This is a genomic window from Methylotuvimicrobium sp. KM2, assembly GCF_038051925.1.
Taxonomy (GTDB): Bacteria; Pseudomonadota; Gammaproteobacteria; order Methylococcales; family Methylomonadaceae; genus Methylotuvimicrobium.
In genome coordinates, this window is record NZ_CP150634.1 from 3,875,528 (window position 1) to 3,892,081 (window position 16,554).

Consider the following 16,554-nt stretch of genomic DNA (forward strand, 5'->3'; position numbering starts at 1 on the left):
ACTACCCCGTCAATTAGGCGCGTTGTCCAACCGTGGAAACCACTCTTATTTGGCGATCCTCAGGTATTTCATTGTAAGCCAACACATGCAAGCCTGAAATCGAATGACGGACGAAGCGAGCCAACCAGGGACGAACAAAGGACGAAACCAATAAAACCGGCGTTTGTCCTTCCATCTCCATTTTTTGAGCACTCTCTTCCAGCGACCGATGCATTTGCTCGGCCAGCCCCGGCTCGATGCCGACACCGCCTTCACCCGCCGTCTGCAATGATTTATGCAACAACCGTTCCAACTCTGAATCCAAAGTGATAACAGGCAATTCCTGTTGTATCCCACTGATTTCATGGACGATTGATCGCCCTAGTGCTACACGGACCGCCGAGGTCAATATATCGGGATCTTGACTCTTGACGCCGAACTCCGCCAAAGTTTCGGCAATCGTTCGTATATCCCTAATGGACACATGCTCTTGCAGTAAATTTTGCAACACCTTGACCACGACACCCAACGGCAGTGTTTTTGGGACCAGATCCTCGACCAGTTTCGGGGCGACTTTCGCAAGATTATCGAGTAACTGTTGCGCTTCTTCGTAGCCGAATAATTCATGCGCGTTACTTTGCAGTAAATGACTCAAATGCGTGGCAATAACAGTACCTGGGTCAACGACGGTATAGCCCAACGTTTGCGCGTGATCCTTCTGACCCGCCTCGATCCAAACCGCCTCCAGACCGAATGCCGGGTCGCGACATTCCCTGCCTTTCAATGAACCGAAAACTTGCCCGGGATTAATCGCCAATTCCAATTCGGGAAAAACCTCCGCCTCGCCCATCGTTACACCCATCAATGTGATGCGATACATCGTCGGCGACAAATCCAAATTATCGCGAATATGCACCGTAGGCACTAAAAAGCCCAACTCCTGCGACAACTTTTTACGCACGCCTTTGATCCGCGCCATCAACTGCCCTCCTTGATTTTTGTCGACCAATGGAATCAAGCGATAGCCGACTTCCAAGCCGATAATATCGACCGGCATCACATCATCCCAACCCAACTCCTTGACCTCCGGTACGGTTTGGCGAACATCGAGCTCCCGTTTGGTTTCGATACTGGCCAAAACCTTGCTGCGCCTGTCGATCATATAAGCAGAACCAGCCATCGAGCCGGCCAGCAGAATGAATACTAAATTCGGCATGCCCGGAATAACTCCCAAAGTCCCCATTACACCGGCAGTGATATATAAGGCTTTGGAGTTTTCGAAAAGCTGCGTGCTGACTTGCTGACCGATATCTTCGGTACCGCCTTTGACGCGCGTAACGACGATAGCCGACGCACTCGACAACAATAGCGAAGGAATCTGAGCGACTAAGCCATCCCCGATAGTCAATAGCACATAAATTTCGCCGGCTTCCGCGAAACTCATTCCATGCTGACCGACGCCGATCGCGAGTCCACCGATGATATTGACGAATAAAATAATGATACCGGCAACCGCATCGCCTCTGACGAACTTACTAGCGCCATCCATCGAACCGTAGAAATCGGCCTCTGCGGCCACTTCGGCGCGCCGCTCGCGCGCCTGATCCTGCGTAATCAATCCGGAATTGAGATCGGCATCAATCGCCATTTGTTTGCCCGGCATCGCATCTAATGTAAACCGAGCGCCCACTTCAGCAACCCGACCCGCGCCTTTGGTCACCACGACGAAATTGATTACGACCAAGATCGAAAACACTACCAAGCCCACCGCAAAATTACCGCCGATGACGAACGAGCCGAACGCCTCGATCACCTTACCCGCCGCCGCACCGCCTTGATGCCCTTCGAGCAAGACAATTCGTGTCGACGCCACGTTCAATGCCAGCCTCATCAAAGTCGCCACCAAAATAACCGTCGGAAACACCGAAAACTCCAACGGATTCAGCATATAAATAACGACCAGCAGAATAATCAGAGAAAAGGCAATGTTGAACGTAAAAAATAAATCCAACAAAAACGGCGGCAACGGCAGGACCACCATCGCCAAAATCATGATGATCAACAGCGGCGCGCCGAGCCCGGAGCCGCTTATCATTTTTAAGGTGTTTAAAATTCGGGTAAGGTCCATGATTTAGTCTGGGTAATAACTCGGCGTAAATTAATATTGATCGAGGCAATTAGGAGCCAAAAGCTGGCAACCCCGGTTAAGACGAATTAGTCGTGGCATTTGCTTTGCTGAATAAGCATTTAACCTAGAAAAAAGTATTTCACCATGAAGATCATGAAGAATATGAAGCCTTTGAACGGCTTGACCCTTAGCAGGACGGGGTTTGCAACCCATACGCATCAAGCTAAAAGCGGCTAACCCGCATCACGCTCTTTTTCTCGCGCAGAGGCGCAGAGAGTTCCGCTGTTTCCCCTGCTCCAGCTTGGGAAACAGCATACACTTATCCAGTGGCTTCCTGGTCGGGGAGCTCCATTGCCCTCGAACCGCAGAGCGGTTCGGGCTGCATTCCCACGCAGAGCGCTCGCCGTTATACACAAGTATCGGTAAACTTGCTAAACAGAGGTCATCGTAGGCCTGGAAACGGTGCTGTTTGATAAATCTGCGGATATTGAACATCAGTGGCTTCGAAATCGCGACGAAGGCGTCGCTCCCACAAGGGGGCGGATGCTCTGTGGGAGCGATCCCCTGATCGCGATCTCGAGGTCGAAAGTGTTAAGTAACAATAAATGGTATCGAAGACTCATTAGCTAAGATTGCAAAACGGTAATTTTTGACTTATGTATAACGGCGAGCGCAGAGCGTGGGAACGATGAAAGGGCTTATATTAGCGTAGCGGTGTTGCCATGGTACGCATAGCGTACCCTACGTGACTCACCCTTTCCCCTTTCCCCTTTCCCCTTTCCCCTTTCCTCTTTCATCTTATTCATCCCTTCGAAATTCCTCAGGAATCGGTAAATCTTGGGGCGGCAACGGTGCATCCCAACCATAAGCCTTGGCTGTTTTTAACTGATACACATAGGCCAGCACTTGCGCGACCGCCAAAAACAGGCCTTGCGGAATCTCCTGTTTCAAATCGGTGGAGTAATACAAAGCCCGCGCCAAAGGCGGTGCAACCAATAGCGGCACATTCGCACCGGCCGCCAAATTACGAATTTGCGCCGCAATCAGATCGGTACCCTTGGCAATGACCTTCGGCGCAGCAGACGAGTTTTGATCGTATTGCAATGCCACGGCAAAATGCGTCGGATTGGTGACGATCACATCGGCATAAGGGACTTCCTCCATCATGCGCCGTTGCGACATTTCCATTTGTATTCTGCGCTGACGCCCTTTGATTTCCGGATTACCTTGAGACTCCTTCATTTCGTCACGCACTTCCTGGCGAGTCATTTTTAACTTTTCATGATGATCCCAGAGTTGGTAAGGTAGATCGACCATCACGATTAAAACCAATGATGCACTCAACAACAAAAAACCGAGACCGATATGAGATAAGGCATGCTGAATAGCCTGCCCCAAGGGCTCCGCACTCAACCCAAGAAACTCGTTCAAAAACGACTTATATAAGATCATTGCAACGCCGAACACCAATAAAAACTTGATCAGCGCCTTTAACAACTCGATCAGCCCTCTTTTCGAAAACAAACGGGCCACCCCCTTGATCGGATCGAGTTTTTCCAGCTTCGGCGTCAATGCGTCCCAACTGAACACCCATCCGCTCAAAATTAAGGGGCCAATCAACGCCGCGACAACCAGTGCCGCCAAAAACGGCGAGATGAGCCAGAAGGCATCGAGCAAGGCCTGCTTAAAAAATTTAATCGGGCTTTCGGGCGCGAAAATAACTTCCCTGCTCAATTGAAACTGGGTTTGCATGATCTCGATCATACCTTGCCCGAGGTATCCGCCCATGAATAACAGCAATACCGAGCTGGTGACCAGCATCACTAAAGTATTAAGCTCCCTGGACCTTGCGACTTGACCTTTCTTTCGAGCATCGGCAAGCCGCTTCGCCGTGGGTTCTTCTGTTTTATCCTGACCGGTATCTTCCGCCATATCGATCTGCTACAGACGCAGCACCTGTTCTAAAAGCTCATAACCCTCTGCCATGACGCCGGTGAATTGTTGAAGCATAGTCGGCAAGGTCAGCCAGATCAGCAGCAAGCCCAGCATCAACGTAACCGGAAAGCCCACCGCAAAAATATGCAACTGCGGCGCGGCGCGGGCCGCGACACCGAAACTGACATTAACCATCAATAAACTCGCCATGACCGGCAAAGCCAATAACAACCCCGAAGCAAACAAGCGACTGCTCCATGCGATGATCGACCAGATTTCAGCTTGTTCCAACCCATCGACCGCAATCGGCACGGTATTAAAGCTATCCAACACCATGCGAATCAGCATTAAATGTCCATCTAAAACAAAAAAACTCAGCGTACTAACGATAATATAAAACTGTGCCAACACCGGAATTTGCTGACCGCTTTGCGGATCGACCATCGATGCAAACCCCAAGCCCATGCTATAAGCGATCGTTTGCCCGGCAAACACTACGACGCCAAAAACCATCTGAATGATGAAACCGCTCACCAAGCCGATTAAAATCTGCTGCATCGACACCGCCAAACCCTGATAACTGAACATAGGCACATCGGGCAATGGAGGCAGCAAAGGCATGACGACCAAGGTCAAACCCAGCGCAATAACTAACCTCACCCGAGGCGGCACGCCTTGCATGCTAAACAACGGCGCTGCGACTAGCATCGCGCCGATGCGCATCAACGGCCAAATAAACGATGCAACCCAATTCAATAATTGAGCTTCGGTAAAATTCAATCGTTTACCCAATCATTTCAGGAATATCACGAATCAATTGCTGAAAAAAATCCAAGTACATTTGCAGCATCCAGGGCCCCATCGTCATCATCACGATACCGATCGCGATGAGTTTGGGAACGAAGGTCAACGTCATTTCATTGATCTGAGTGGCGGCTTGAAACATCGCGATAATCAAACCTACTATCAATGACGGCAATAACACCGGCGCGGTTAACTTAACCGCCACCCACATCGCTTCCTGGCTTACCGTGTAAATCGTTTCCGGAGTCATCGCTCTCTCCTACTCCTTTTTGATTAAAAAACTGTCTAAGAATAAAAGGTATGGGGTGTGGCTAGCGAGGATGTCGGCAGCAGGAACTGCTGCCGTCAAGCCCTCATGGATGGGTTCACGGCGGTCCTCGATAGACACATCCCATACCTTCATAAAGTTAACTAATTTTTGAGAATAAATTGAGTAATAATCAAGCCACATAAAAACTGGCCGCGAGCATTTCCATGATCAGCGACCACCCGTCTGCCATCACGAACAGCATTATCTTAAAAGGCAGCGATATAATCATCGGCGACAGCATCATCATACCCATCGACATCAATACGCTAGCGACCACTAAATCGATCACCAGAAAAGGCAGAAAAATCAAAAAACCGATTTGGAAAGCCGTCTTCAATTCGCTGGTCACATAAGCCGGTAACAATACCGAAAACGGCACATCGTCGACCGATTCGACTTCTTCGTGACCGGAAATCCTGAGAAACATTTCAAGATCGGACTCGCGTGTCTGCCTAATCATAAATTGCCGAAAAGGCGCCGATGCATTCTCGGCAGCGGTCAACACATCGATTTTTTCCTCAAGATAAGGCTGAATCGCATCGCGATTAACCTTGTCGAATACCGGCGCCATGATGAAAAACGTCAAAAATAACGATAAACCCAACAAAATTTGATTACTCGGCGCTTGCGCGGTCCCCAAAGCCTGACGCAACAGTCCCAAAACAATCATGATCCGAGTAAACGAAGTCATCGTCAGCAACAAGGACGGTAAAACCGTCAACATTGTCATTAACGCGAGGATCTGAATCGTCACCGAATAAGTTTCGCCGCCTTGCGCGTTGGTCGTAACCGTAAACGCCTCGATTCCAGTCGCATGAAGCGGCATCGGCAGCAAAACGGCGACCACGAAGCCCCACCCCGTTAGGTTCCGCAAAGATTTAGGATTTCGAGATAAATAACGTCCTGGAACTATGCGCTTTGTTGAGGATTCGGTAACTCGCTTGGCAGGACACCGTGAATACGTCCGTGTAGGCTTGACGGCGGCTTTCCCTGCCGCCGACACTTGCCAATCGAGCAACCGAACCCTCCGTAAAATAGGAAAGTTATTTACGACCAAATCCTTAACCATTACCGCGCCTCTTCATCGCTTGCATCAACTTTTGTGAAAACACGCTGGCGCCGCCTTGTCCGCCTCGCTCACTCACTAAGCGGTCTTCGCCGTCCAAAACTAACAAAGTCTCTATCCTTCCCGGCGTGACACCCAATACCATCTGTTTATTGCCGACTTCCAGCAAAACGACTTTTTCGCGCATGCCGAGGGACAAGCCGCCCAGCACTCGCATTTTTGCTTCACCATTAATCTGCAACCCGCTTAATTTACGTAACGACCAAACGAAAAGCCCAAAGATTCCCAATACGAAAAGAAGCGCTAAGCCCCATTGCAACACGTCTTGAAGTCCCACGTTTTTGACCGCAACTCCGGATACTTCGGATACGGCCGCGGCAAAAACCGACGGAAAATATGCGTAAAACAAAACGCTTAAGATAAACCTAACCATCAACGAAGCTTTTTAACCCGTTCGGTTGGGCTGACTACATCAGTCAAACGAATCCCAAACTTATCGTTTACCACGACCACTTCGCCATGAGCAATCAGGGTACCATTGACCAGAACATCCATCGGCTCGCCCGCAAGCCGATCTAACTCGACCACCGAACCTTCGTTCAATTGCAATAAATTCCTGATGCTCACCTGAGTCCGGCCGATCTCCATCGACATGGTCACCGGAATATCGAGAATGATATCCATTTGAATTTCGTTGCCGGACTCCCCCAACTCATTCGCTTCATGGGGTTGATTCTCGAATTGATCGAACGATGCCGTCTCGACATGATTGCTATTTTTGGCGCCCTTTGTTTCGGCTTCGGACTCGGCCTGCTCGTTCATCGCCGCCGCCCAATCGTCTCCTAAATCCGAATCGTCTTGTTCACTCATTATCGCTATCTCTGTTTAAAACCATTTCCTAAATCCCATCTTCGCTCTTACCCAAGCCTTGGCAGGACGGGGTTTATAACCCCGTCCTAAACGTTTCGACCATGGACAAAGTAAACCTAAACGTTCGTAAGGGGTTAAATAACCCGTCACTCGCCGGTCTAAACAGCGTAGCCCGGATGGAGCGTAGCGCAATCCGGGAAGTTCGAAGCCACGCCATTCCCGTATTCCGCTACGCTGCATACGGGCTACATGCTGAATCCCTTGGCAGGACGGGGTTTATAACCCCGTCCTAAACGTTTCGATCATGGCCAAACCAATCGAAACGTTCGTAACGGGTTGAACACTTTCACCATCAAACATAATCAGGGTTTACCTTTTTGACAATCTTGATCGCGTAATTACCGTCCGATAAACCAATCTTGCCTTCAAATACCGGAACAGTCTGCGCTCTTAACCTTACGGTATCCGGCATATCGACCGGTATCACATCGCCTTTTTTCAAATGCATGACTTCCTTAACCGTCATTTTTTTCTCAATCAGCAAGCTATCGAGTGTCACGCCCACATTCATGACACTTTTTCTCAGTAACTCCTGCCAACGCCCGTCCGTCTCCCCCCGATCACTGATCACTTGATCGAGCAATTCCCGAATCGGCTCGATCATCGTATAAGGCATGACGATATTGATATCGCCGCCGCCGCCATCAAGCTCGACATGCATCGTCGAGATCACAACAATCTCCGATGGACTGACGACATTCGCGAACTGCGGATTAACCTCGGAAGTCAAATATTCAAACTGCAACGCCAGAACCGGTCTCCAGGCTTCCTGCATATCCTTGAATATCATGTCGATAAACAAACGGATCACCCGCATTTCGGTCGGCGTAAATTCACGGCCTTCGACCTTGTTATAAAACTGCCCGGTACCGCCGAAAAAATTATCCACCGCAGTAAAAACCAATCGCGGCTCCATAACGATAAGGGCTCGGCCTTTCAACGGCATAAATTTAACAATATTCAGATTAGTCGGCACGAACAGACTCTGAACATATTCGGAAAATTTTTGGACTTGTATGCCCGAGATCGAAATTTCCGCCGAACGTCTCAAAAAATTGAACAAGGTAATTCGAAAATAGCGTGCGAAACGTTCATTGATCATCTCAAGCGTCGGCATTCGACCGCGAACGATACGCTCCTGACTGGTAAAATCGTACGTACGCGCACCGGAGTATTCTTCTACATCATCGGTTTCGGTTTCGATTTCGCCATCGTCGACACCATGCAACAAAGCATCGATTTCTTCTTGAGAAAGCAGGTCTGCGGTAGACATAATTATTGCATCACAAATGAAGTAAAAAACACCTCCTTGAGAGGCTGTTTACCGGTCATTTTTTCCAAGACCGAACTCACCTCGGCATGCACTGCCTGCCTAAGCGTCTCCTTACCTTCCCGAGAATTGAGTTCATCGGAACTTTGCGCGCTAATCAACATTAAGAGATTATTTCGAATCATAGGATCGTGTTTTTTTAAGTCTTCTATGGCTTCTTGACTATCAACCAGCAAGGATATAGAGACCTGCATTAACCGCATTCTCGAACCCGCAGGAAAATTTACAATCAGCGGTTTACTAAAATCGTAATAAAAAACCTCGAGCTTGGTTTCAGGTTTTTGTTCGGTCTCTGCAACGTCGGCCACACTCTCGGGATCATCACCGGCAAGAAAAAAATAAGCGCCGCCCGCGCCCGCCAATACCAGCAACACAGCCAGTATGATGATGATAATGAGCTTCTTAGACGACTTCTTTTCGCCTTCCGATTTTTGATTTTTTTCCGCCATATATATTTAACCTTTTATCTCAATTCATCATTCAGCAATAAACAAACCATAATTAACTTATAATTATAGATCAAAATCTTAGCCCGACAACTTAAAACCTTTGCCATAAAAATGACGGTTTTCGGTTTTTTCAGGCGATCATTCCATTGCACAGTATAAAGTAGACTCGCCGCCTTCGCTCCGGGATATACATCGAATAGCAGCAATTCCCAATTTGGAAATCAAAAAGGACAGGGAGGCTTGAATCGGATGTCGGCAGCAGGGTAAGCCGGGTTAGGCGGAGCCGTAACCCGACCTATCGAGGGACAAAATGTCGGGTTACGCTAGCGCTAACCCGGCCTACGCTACTATACTCAAAGAGGAATTTCTGGAACCTTTTAGTATCACCCAGGGCGAACTAGAAAACGCTATGGACGCAGGCCAAAAAACCGTCAGGGAGGCTGAATACTTACCTGAAATTTGCTTTTACGCCATTGACTTAACGACGGGATAAACGAACTTGATCGACCCACATCGACTTTCCACACAGTTGATCCGGCATCTCTATAGACATTCGACAAGAGATCTTGCCGTTCACTGCCTACATACGAGCCTTATTGCAGCATATTTATGGTTCGAACTTCCCTTATCGATTTGGGGGGCGTGGTTTGCTATTGCCTTGCTTGGCGGTTTTTGGCATTGGTATAGAAGCATCCGGGCGCTCAGCCATATTCCCGACGATTCAATTAAGGGCGACACAATCATACCCGACATTGTCGCTGCCGGCATTGCCGGGTTAAGCCTTGGCGCCGCCGCGCTCCTATTTCCATTGCTATCGATACATACCCGCTTATTTGTCTTCATGATGCTGGGCGCGGTAGCCGCCGCTGCATTGCCAAGGCTCAGCACGTTGCCGTCGGTCTATGCGGCATTCTTATTAGGGATAATGCTACCGTTAATTAGTATTTTAGTCGTAATGGACAACGAGCCCAACTTAAGCTCGATTCCCGCTGTATTGATACTGGGTGGCAGCCTCTTTTATTCCGCTTATCGACTACATTCCGATTTAATGGATGGTCTGCTTTCCCGCTTCGGCCTGGAAAACGAAGCCGGACAAGACAAATTGACAGGTCTTGCAAATCGACGCCGTTTCGATTTCGTCCTACAACAAGAATGGGCGCATGCACTTCGATACGGCACCCCGATTTCCTTGATCATTATGGATATCGATTTTTTCAAAAAATACAACGACCACTACGGCCATCAAGAAGGAGACGATTGCTTGGAGCAAGTCGCGGGGGCGCTCGCCGAGTCGGTTAAGCGCGCAATCGACCTGGTGGCACGTTATGGCGGAGAAGAATTTGTCGTATTGCTCAGTAAAACAGCACGTGACGATGCCTATGCGATCGGCGAGCGGATGCGTCAGGCCGTCGAGGATCTCGAAATTGCTCACGAACAATCGACGCTAGGCCATGTCACGATTAGCCTGGGAGGTTTTACAACATTTGCGAGGGAAGACATGAAGGCCGAAGACTTGGTAAAACTAGCCGACAAAGCTCTATACCGCTCTAAAGAAAATGGGCGCAACAGAGTCAGCTGGTATGACCCGAATCTGGATGAGCCTGAAAATACCTAGTGCGTGAACGGTAATATAAATACAAATATAAAACAACAGGTTATGATAAAATAAGCGCATGAAGATTGGCAGCGACCTAATTGGTGTGAAAAATGCCTTATTCAGTTAACCGGTTGATAGTTAATGCTATCTTTTTCACGCTTTAAAGTTTAGCCAGCCGTTGCCCCCCAATCACCGCCCAATTTTGTCAAAACTTCGCTGGACATGTGCCCATGAGAAACGTCTTATCGCCACAGCTGTGCATTGGTCAAATCGACATTGCCGACATCGTTATCGATGTCACTTCACGGGACGATATTCCCTTGTTGCTGTTAGGCCTGCAACACCTCTACTGCACACGGCCGTTACGCGATGCTATTTTCGGTATCCTCAAGGAGCTCGCGCCGATCCAAACGGACGGTGAGCAGACTCGCGTCGTATCGCTCGACAAGGGACGGCCCGGCATGAATCAATGGGCGATTCTGGTGCTGGGCACGCTTCGCCTGGCGCTCAATGCCGATTATGACCGTATCCTGGAATTGGCCAATGAACATAAGACGCTTCGGGACATGCTCGGACACACCGGTTTGGAGAGCGATTTCCGCTATCGCCTGCAAACCTTGCGCGACAACCTCAGGCTGTTCACTCCGGAGCTGATGGCCCGTATCAATGCGGAAGTGGTGCGCGCCGGTCATCAGGCCTTGAGCTTAAGTGCACAGGCGCCACTCCATGGCCGTTGCGATTCGTTCGTCGTCGAAACGCATGTGCATTTTCCGACCGATCTCAATCTGTTGTACGATGCCATCCGCAAACTGATCCAAGGCTGCGGCCAATGGAATGACACCTATCCGTTACTCGGCTGGCGGCAACATGCTTTCAACCTTCGACAGTTCAAGCGACTCTACCGGACCGTACAAACACTCAAGCACTCAACTTCCAAAGACGAGGTCAAGAAAGCGGCCCGACAAGAGGAAATCCATCAGGCCTGCCGGAATTACCTCGACCTTGCGCAAACCTTTCTCGATCGTGCCCGAGGTACGCTAAGCTGTCTTCGTACTCAGCATCAGGTGCCTGTTGAAATGCTCGCCTCTTTAGAGGTTTTCGGCCGGGATGCCGAACGCCAGATCGACCAAATCCAGCGGCGAATCCTGCAAGGCGAAACCATCCCACATGACGAAAAAGTGTTTTCCCTGTTTCAGCGGCACACCGAATGGATCAGCAAAGGCAAGGCCGGCGTGCCGGTCGAGCTGGGCCTGCGTGTTTGCATCCTGGAAGACCAGTATGGCTTCATCCTGCACAGTCTGGTCATGTCGAAGCTCACTGACGATCAAGTCGCGGTACCGATGGTCAAAGGCGCACAACAAGTATTTCCCAACCTGAAAACATGCAGCTATGACAAAGCCTTCCATAGTAAAGGCAACCAAAATAACCTGAAAGGCTTATTGGACACCGTGGTGCTGCCCCAAAAAGGCCGACTCTCCAAAGTCGATCAAGCCCGCGAACATGCCTCCGAATTCAAGCGTCTGAGACGGCAACATTCGGCGGTCGAATCCGCCATTAATGCCCTCGAAGTGCATGGTCTGGACACTTGCCGTGATCATGGCCTTGACGGCATTGAGCGCTATGTGGCATTAGCCGTGCTATCGCGTAACATCCAACAGCTGGGCGCCATCAAGCGAGAGCAAGCACGGCAGCGTTTAATCGAACAGCGAAAGCGCGCCGCATAGCACCCTGCCGCCTCGAGAAGAACAGGCAGCGTTCAACAGGAGGGGTTGGTGCGCCTAAAATTCACCACAAATAAGAATAATTCTTATTTGCTCGGGCAATATGAGCTAAATTGCTGTAATCCCCACTGCTTCTGTCGGTTATTGAGGTAGAGTTTCCGTCAAATTTGCAGGGGGTTTTCTGAAAAGTGGCTTTTTCGTTCAAGCACTACCTAAAACGGCGGGAGTTTTTTGCGTGGAGCTCATTCCTGCATAGAAAAGCATACAGGTTTCCCTGTAACCCACTATGCATCGAGCTAAAAACAGTCAACTCACATCCGCTTCCCAGGTTGCTTTTAAAGCATGTCGCTGCTAATCCTCCGAAGAAACTGGAAATAGTTTCATATCAACAAGTCAGGCCGGCCAATGTCTAGGTCGATCAACTTGACATCCGCATAACCGATATCAATCCCCAATACACCCAACAGTGTATCCAGCATAGGCGCAACGGCCGCTAAAATGATGCGGACCAAACCTTCGGCAATACCTAAAGAGTTCAGATCGACACCGGCAACGTTTACCAAGTTTTCATCTTCGAGCGCATTGGTCAAGCTCTGCCCCACATTGCTTTCGGCCCGCTGAATCTGCGGCAGGTCTCCGGGGCCGACTTCAAATTGCAAACTTTCCTCGATCGCGTCACTTAAATTTAGCGATAGGCTCAACGGCACCTGAATATCTTCATAACTGGGGAACAATAATAATCTGACCACCTTTAGGTTCAGCGTCACAAGAACATCGAGATCGACGTCGGCAATTCCCTTCTCGACGCCGATAGTCACAAGCGACTTCGGGCTTCCCTGGCCGGCGCATTGAATGGTTTCCAGACAAGCGCGGCCTTGGGCAGCCTCGACCGCTAAATTAATGACCACATCGACATCGATCAAATCCGACGAGCCTAACAACGCACCCAAAAGACTGAACAAATCGTCCAACAAGCTAGCCAGCAAACCTTCGCCCAGCAATCCGCCGACGACACTTTTGACTAATGAGCCCTGAGCCGTCAAGTCCAGCCTGACTTGCGCGGTTCGCGCCTCGGTGCGGCAATTACCATCTTCGTCCATACCGGGAGGGCCGATCGCGAGTTGCGGCGGCTCTATCACATTCAGTACAGTGTTTACCGAAAGCCCTCCCGGCAATCCGAAATTCAACGGCAGCGTCAGCGCACTGTCACCATTGGCAACCAAGGCCGTCGTGGTAATCAGGTCGAGCAAATTAATCTCGACCGAAGCGGCCTCCTCTACATTCGGCGCGGTCACGACCAAGACGTCTCCTAATGTCAGCTCGGCATTGGAAACAGCAGCACTCGCTAAAGTCTGCATCGCAGCGACCACCTCCAACGCCACGACATCGGAATCGTTCACCGCATTCGCGTAAATTTGCAGTAACTCGCCCACCGACACCGGCGCTTTCAACAACTCATTGACGGTACCGACCCCGGCCGCGGCCTGCACCAGACTCAGAAGAGAAATATTGGTACTAGCGACGCCTTCATAAGAAACCGCACTGAGATCGAGTGAAGACCCCAGAATTCCGCCAAGTAACGCATTAAGAACCATCGATTCCTGGGTATTCACCGACAACAATCCGCTACCGACGGAAAACCCGGCCAATCCCCGGCGCTCCGCGACCGCGGTCGCTTGTAAGGTCGCCTCTCGGCCCAGTATTCCGCCGGCAAAGAGGCTTGCCGGTACGGTATTGCCGGCGGTCACTCGCACCGCCGTCGACGTGGCCGGATTATCCACCATGAAATTCCTGACGCCGCCTGCGCCCACCGAGATCGTGCCCAGTAAAACCTCCAGCGTTCTGTCGCCGGCGAGCGGATGATTATTGCGCGCCGCGCTGGCCTGCGCGGCCGCTTCCGCGGTCGATAGATTACCATCGCCGCACCAACCGGATTGCGAGGAGGCATCCAAGGACGCCATGTCAGCTATGCTCTGTAAGCGCCGCTGTTCCACCATCAAGCGCCCGGTATCGACCGCCAGCGCGGTAAACAAGATCGACAACAACAATACCATCGCGCCCAAAATACCCAAGGCGCCTCGTTGCCGGGCGAGCGGTCGCGCACGGTGGTGGGGGATTTCACTCGGTTTGTTTAACGAATGCATAGCGTTATTGCTCCAATCTTCCTCCATCGACGTTCGAGCCGAATATCAGTTCGAAGAACCGCTGCTTATGCCGTTTTGATTCATTTTGAAATACTCGGGAATTGTATGCGTGAAGCTTTCGACATAGCGCTTATGAATCTCATGAGCGACCGGTCCCGAAACCGTCTGCCGCGTCGAAGAAGCCGCGATTCCGCTTCGCTGCAATTCTAGCCAGCGACGGGTATCCTCGCCGTGCGGACGCTCCTTCGGCAATTCGGCAAGCACGCCGGTCGCATTGAACATCAATATCAGCGGCCAGCCCGCCGCGATCGACTTAATGGACATCATTCCCCCTTTGATAGTCTAAGTTTATCTCGGTCCCACCGCGCCAGCTTAGCTGCCCTAAAAATCGTAAATACCGCCTTGCTACCGCAAGGTGCGGCTTCACACCGGGGCGGGTTATTCAATCTGCCCCATACGTTCGATTTGCTTTGGCCACGGTCGAAACGTTTAGGACGGGGTTGCAAATCCCGTCCTGCCAAGGTAGCCCGGATGGAGCGTAGCGCAATCCGGGACGTTCGAAGCCACGCCATTCCCGTATTCTGCTACGCTGCATACGGGCTACGCGCTAATGCGACCTCGATACCCTTTATTGTTACCTAACGCACCCGGCTTTCCCTCACCTAGCGTTAGGTGAGGGACGACGAAAGCGTCGCTCCCACAAGGGGGCTTCACCGACACCGGTAAATGTCAACGTAGTTGTCGCATGTGTTGAAAATTAATGAACGGTAGTGTCGGTATTTTTTACCGCATTATCGATCGGTTTATCGGGATTTAAACAGACTTGTGCCTGCCAATCCCAGTTTCGGGTACCACGGCTCCAGCGCTCCGGTTTTTTGGCTTTAGCGGCCTCATAAACGGCTTGGCGTTGCTTCAAGATCGCCTGGTCTTCACCCGTATGACGTTGCTCGGGTGTGACATATTGAATGCCGCTGTGCCGATGCTCGTGGTTATACCAGCAGACAAAGCCGGTCACCCATTCCCTGGCGGCGCTCAGCGAGGCAAAAGGCTGTGTCGGATACTGTGCGTCATATTTCAGTGTTTTGAACAACGACTCGGAATACGGGTTGTCATTACTGACCGCCGGGCGACTCCGCGAGGGCGTAACGCCCAGCTGTTGCAAGGTTGCCAGCAGCGTTACCCCTTTCATCGGGCTGCCGTTGTCGGAATGTAAGACTAACTGATGTCGTGGAATGCCTTCACGTTGGCAGAGATCGGTGATCAGATCGGCAGCCAGTTCGCTGCTTTCTTGCTCATAAACTTGCCAACCGACGATCTTGCGGCTGAAAATATCCATAAACAGATACAGATAGAAAAACTGGCCTTTGACGAGGCTGGTCAAATACGTGATGTCCCAGCTCACCAGTTGTTTTGGCGCCGTTGTGGTCAGGGCTTTCGGCTTGCTGCGCTCGACCGGTGTTCGACAGGCATGACGGTGATTCACTTGTTTCGCCTCGCGAAAAATGCGGTACATCGTCGACTCTGAAGCATAATATTCGCCGCGTTCGGCCAAGATCGGTACGATTTGATGCGGTGTTTTGTCTTTGAACTCATCGCTGTTGGCTATGGCTAATATCCCGGCGCGTTCTACGTCACTCAAACGATTGCACGGCGCTTGTTGCCGGAGCGTACGACCGTCAATCGGCACGACTTCGGGGCGTTGCCAACGTTGTAACGTGCGCAGCTGTAGCCCCATGACATCGGCGGCTTTGGCTTTACGTGCCCCGTGTTTAACGGCCTCGTTAAAGAGCGTGACTAAATGCATGCGTTCTGCAAGAGGGATCATGACGCCTTTTCCTCCCAGAACGCTTGGCACTTTTTTTGAAGAATCAACAAAGCCGCGGCTTCTGCTAAGGCTTTCTCCTTGCGCTGGAGGTCTTTTTTCAGTTGGTCAATCTCGTCCTGCAAGGGTTTCGCCGCTTTCCTTGATGTGTGGCTGGATTCGGCCGCCTCAAGCGGTTTAATAAAGTCTTGTTTCCAAGTTTGCAGATGATGGGTAAATAAGCCTCGTTCGCGGCAAAAGGCATTGAGCGCTTCGCCTTCCAAGCCTGCGCTGGCTACCAAGGCTTCAAACCGTTGTTGCCGGGTCCAGTCTTTAGGACGTTGTTGTTTCATAGTCTTT

At 50.6% G+C, this 16,554-nt stretch carries 15 protein-coding genes; 2 read left to right on the top strand and 13 right to left on the bottom strand.

The genetic code is table 11. The features are described from left to right. Window positions 1-13: 13 nt before the first annotated feature. From flhA to WJM45_RS16295, 9 genes are all read right to left on the bottom strand, one after another. Window positions 14-2,107 carry a flagellar biosynthesis protein FlhA gene (flhA, locus tag WJM45_RS16255; protein WP_341326111.1) on the bottom strand — a complete coding sequence of 698 codons (2,094 nt, stop codon included), beginning with the start codon at window positions 2,105-2,107 and terminating at the stop codon, window positions 14-16. A gap of 798 nt (window positions 2,108-2,905) precedes the next feature. After that, complete coding sequence (gene flhB, locus WJM45_RS16260) at window positions 2,906-4,039, bottom strand: flagellar biosynthesis protein FlhB (protein ID WP_341326112.1); 1,134 nt, start codon at window positions 4,037-4,039, stop codon at window positions 2,906-2,908. A gap of 9 nt (window positions 4,040-4,048) precedes the next feature. Further along, window positions 4,049-4,822, bottom strand: coding sequence for a flagellar biosynthetic protein FliR (gene fliR / locus WJM45_RS16265; RefSeq protein ID WP_341326113.1), 774 nt, complete (start codon window positions 4,820-4,822; stop codon window positions 4,049-4,051). Between the two features lie 4 nt (window positions 4,823-4,826). Continuing rightward, window positions 4,827-5,096 carry a flagellar biosynthesis protein FliQ gene (fliQ, locus tag WJM45_RS16270; RefSeq protein WP_014149590.1) on the bottom strand — a complete coding sequence of 90 codons (270 nt, stop codon included), beginning with the start codon at window positions 5,094-5,096 and terminating at the stop codon, window positions 4,827-4,829. A 190-nt stretch (window positions 5,097-5,286) separates the two neighbouring features. After that, the gene (gene fliP / locus WJM45_RS16275; protein ID WP_341328964.1) at window positions 5,287-5,982 is read right to left on the bottom strand and encodes a flagellar type III secretion system pore protein FliP; all 696 of its coding nucleotides are present in this window, start codon (window positions 5,980-5,982) and stop codon (window positions 5,287-5,289) included. 235 nt (window positions 5,983-6,217) lie between these two features. Beyond that, window positions 6,218-6,655, bottom strand: a complete 438-nt coding sequence (gene fliO, locus WJM45_RS16280; RefSeq protein ID WP_341326114.1) for a flagellar biosynthetic protein FliO — start codon at window positions 6,653-6,655, stop codon at window positions 6,218-6,220. Continuing rightward, window positions 6,655-7,092 (bottom strand): flagellar motor switch protein FliN, encoded by a 438-nt coding sequence (fliN, locus tag WJM45_RS16285; RefSeq protein ID WP_341326115.1) that lies wholly within the window; start codon window positions 7,090-7,092, stop codon window positions 6,655-6,657. Before fliN ends, fliO begins: the two co-directional genes overlap by 1 nt. Window positions 7,093-7,444: 352 nt before the next feature. Next, window positions 7,445-8,425, bottom strand: coding sequence for a flagellar motor switch protein FliM (gene fliM / locus WJM45_RS16290; RefSeq protein ID WP_341326116.1), 981 nt, complete (start codon window positions 8,423-8,425; stop codon window positions 7,445-7,447). Window positions 8,426-8,427: 2 nt separating this feature from the next. Further along, window positions 8,428-8,931 carry a flagellar basal body-associated FliL family protein gene (locus WJM45_RS16295; RefSeq protein ID WP_341326117.1) on the bottom strand — a complete coding sequence of 168 codons (504 nt, stop codon included), beginning with the start codon at window positions 8,929-8,931 and terminating at the stop codon, window positions 8,428-8,430. 499 nt (window positions 8,932-9,430) lie between these two features. Between WJM45_RS16295 and WJM45_RS16300 the strand changes: the two genes are divergently transcribed. Both WJM45_RS16300 and WJM45_RS16305 read left to right on the top strand, forming a co-directional pair. After that, window positions 9,431-10,546, top strand: a complete 1,116-nt coding sequence (locus WJM45_RS16300; RefSeq protein ID WP_341326118.1) for a GGDEF domain-containing protein — start codon at window positions 9,431-9,433, stop codon at window positions 10,544-10,546. Between the two features lie 212 nt (window positions 10,547-10,758). Then, window positions 10,759-12,252 carry an ISNCY family transposase gene (locus WJM45_RS16305; RefSeq protein ID WP_341326119.1) on the top strand — a complete coding sequence of 498 codons (1,494 nt, stop codon included), beginning with the start codon at window positions 10,759-10,761 and terminating at the stop codon, window positions 12,250-12,252. Window positions 12,253-12,629: 377 nt separating this feature from the next. Here the strand turns inward: WJM45_RS16305 and WJM45_RS16310 are convergent, their stop codons facing one another. The 4 genes from WJM45_RS16310 to WJM45_RS16325 form a co-directional block, all read right to left on the bottom strand. Continuing rightward, window positions 12,630-14,393: a TadG family pilus assembly protein gene (locus tag WJM45_RS16310; RefSeq protein WP_341326120.1), complete on the bottom strand. Its 1,764-nt coding sequence runs from the start codon at window positions 14,391-14,393 to the stop codon at window positions 12,630-12,632. Window positions 14,394-14,438: 45 nt separating this feature from the next. After that, window positions 14,439-14,720 carry a DUF3613 domain-containing protein gene (locus WJM45_RS16315; protein WP_341326121.1) on the bottom strand — a complete coding sequence of 94 codons (282 nt, stop codon included), beginning with the start codon at window positions 14,718-14,720 and terminating at the stop codon, window positions 14,439-14,441. 430 nt (window positions 14,721-15,150) lie between these two features. Continuing rightward, window positions 15,151-16,218, bottom strand: a complete 1,068-nt coding sequence (locus tag WJM45_RS16320; RefSeq protein WP_341326122.1) for an IS3 family transposase — start codon at window positions 16,216-16,218, stop codon at window positions 15,151-15,153. Continuing rightward, the gene (locus WJM45_RS16325; RefSeq protein ID WP_341326123.1) at window positions 16,215-16,547 is read right to left on the bottom strand and encodes a transposase; all 333 of its coding nucleotides are present in this window, start codon (window positions 16,545-16,547) and stop codon (window positions 16,215-16,217) included. Before WJM45_RS16325 ends, WJM45_RS16320 begins: the two co-directional genes overlap by 4 nt. Between the last annotated feature and the right edge of the window lie 7 nt (window positions 16,548-16,554).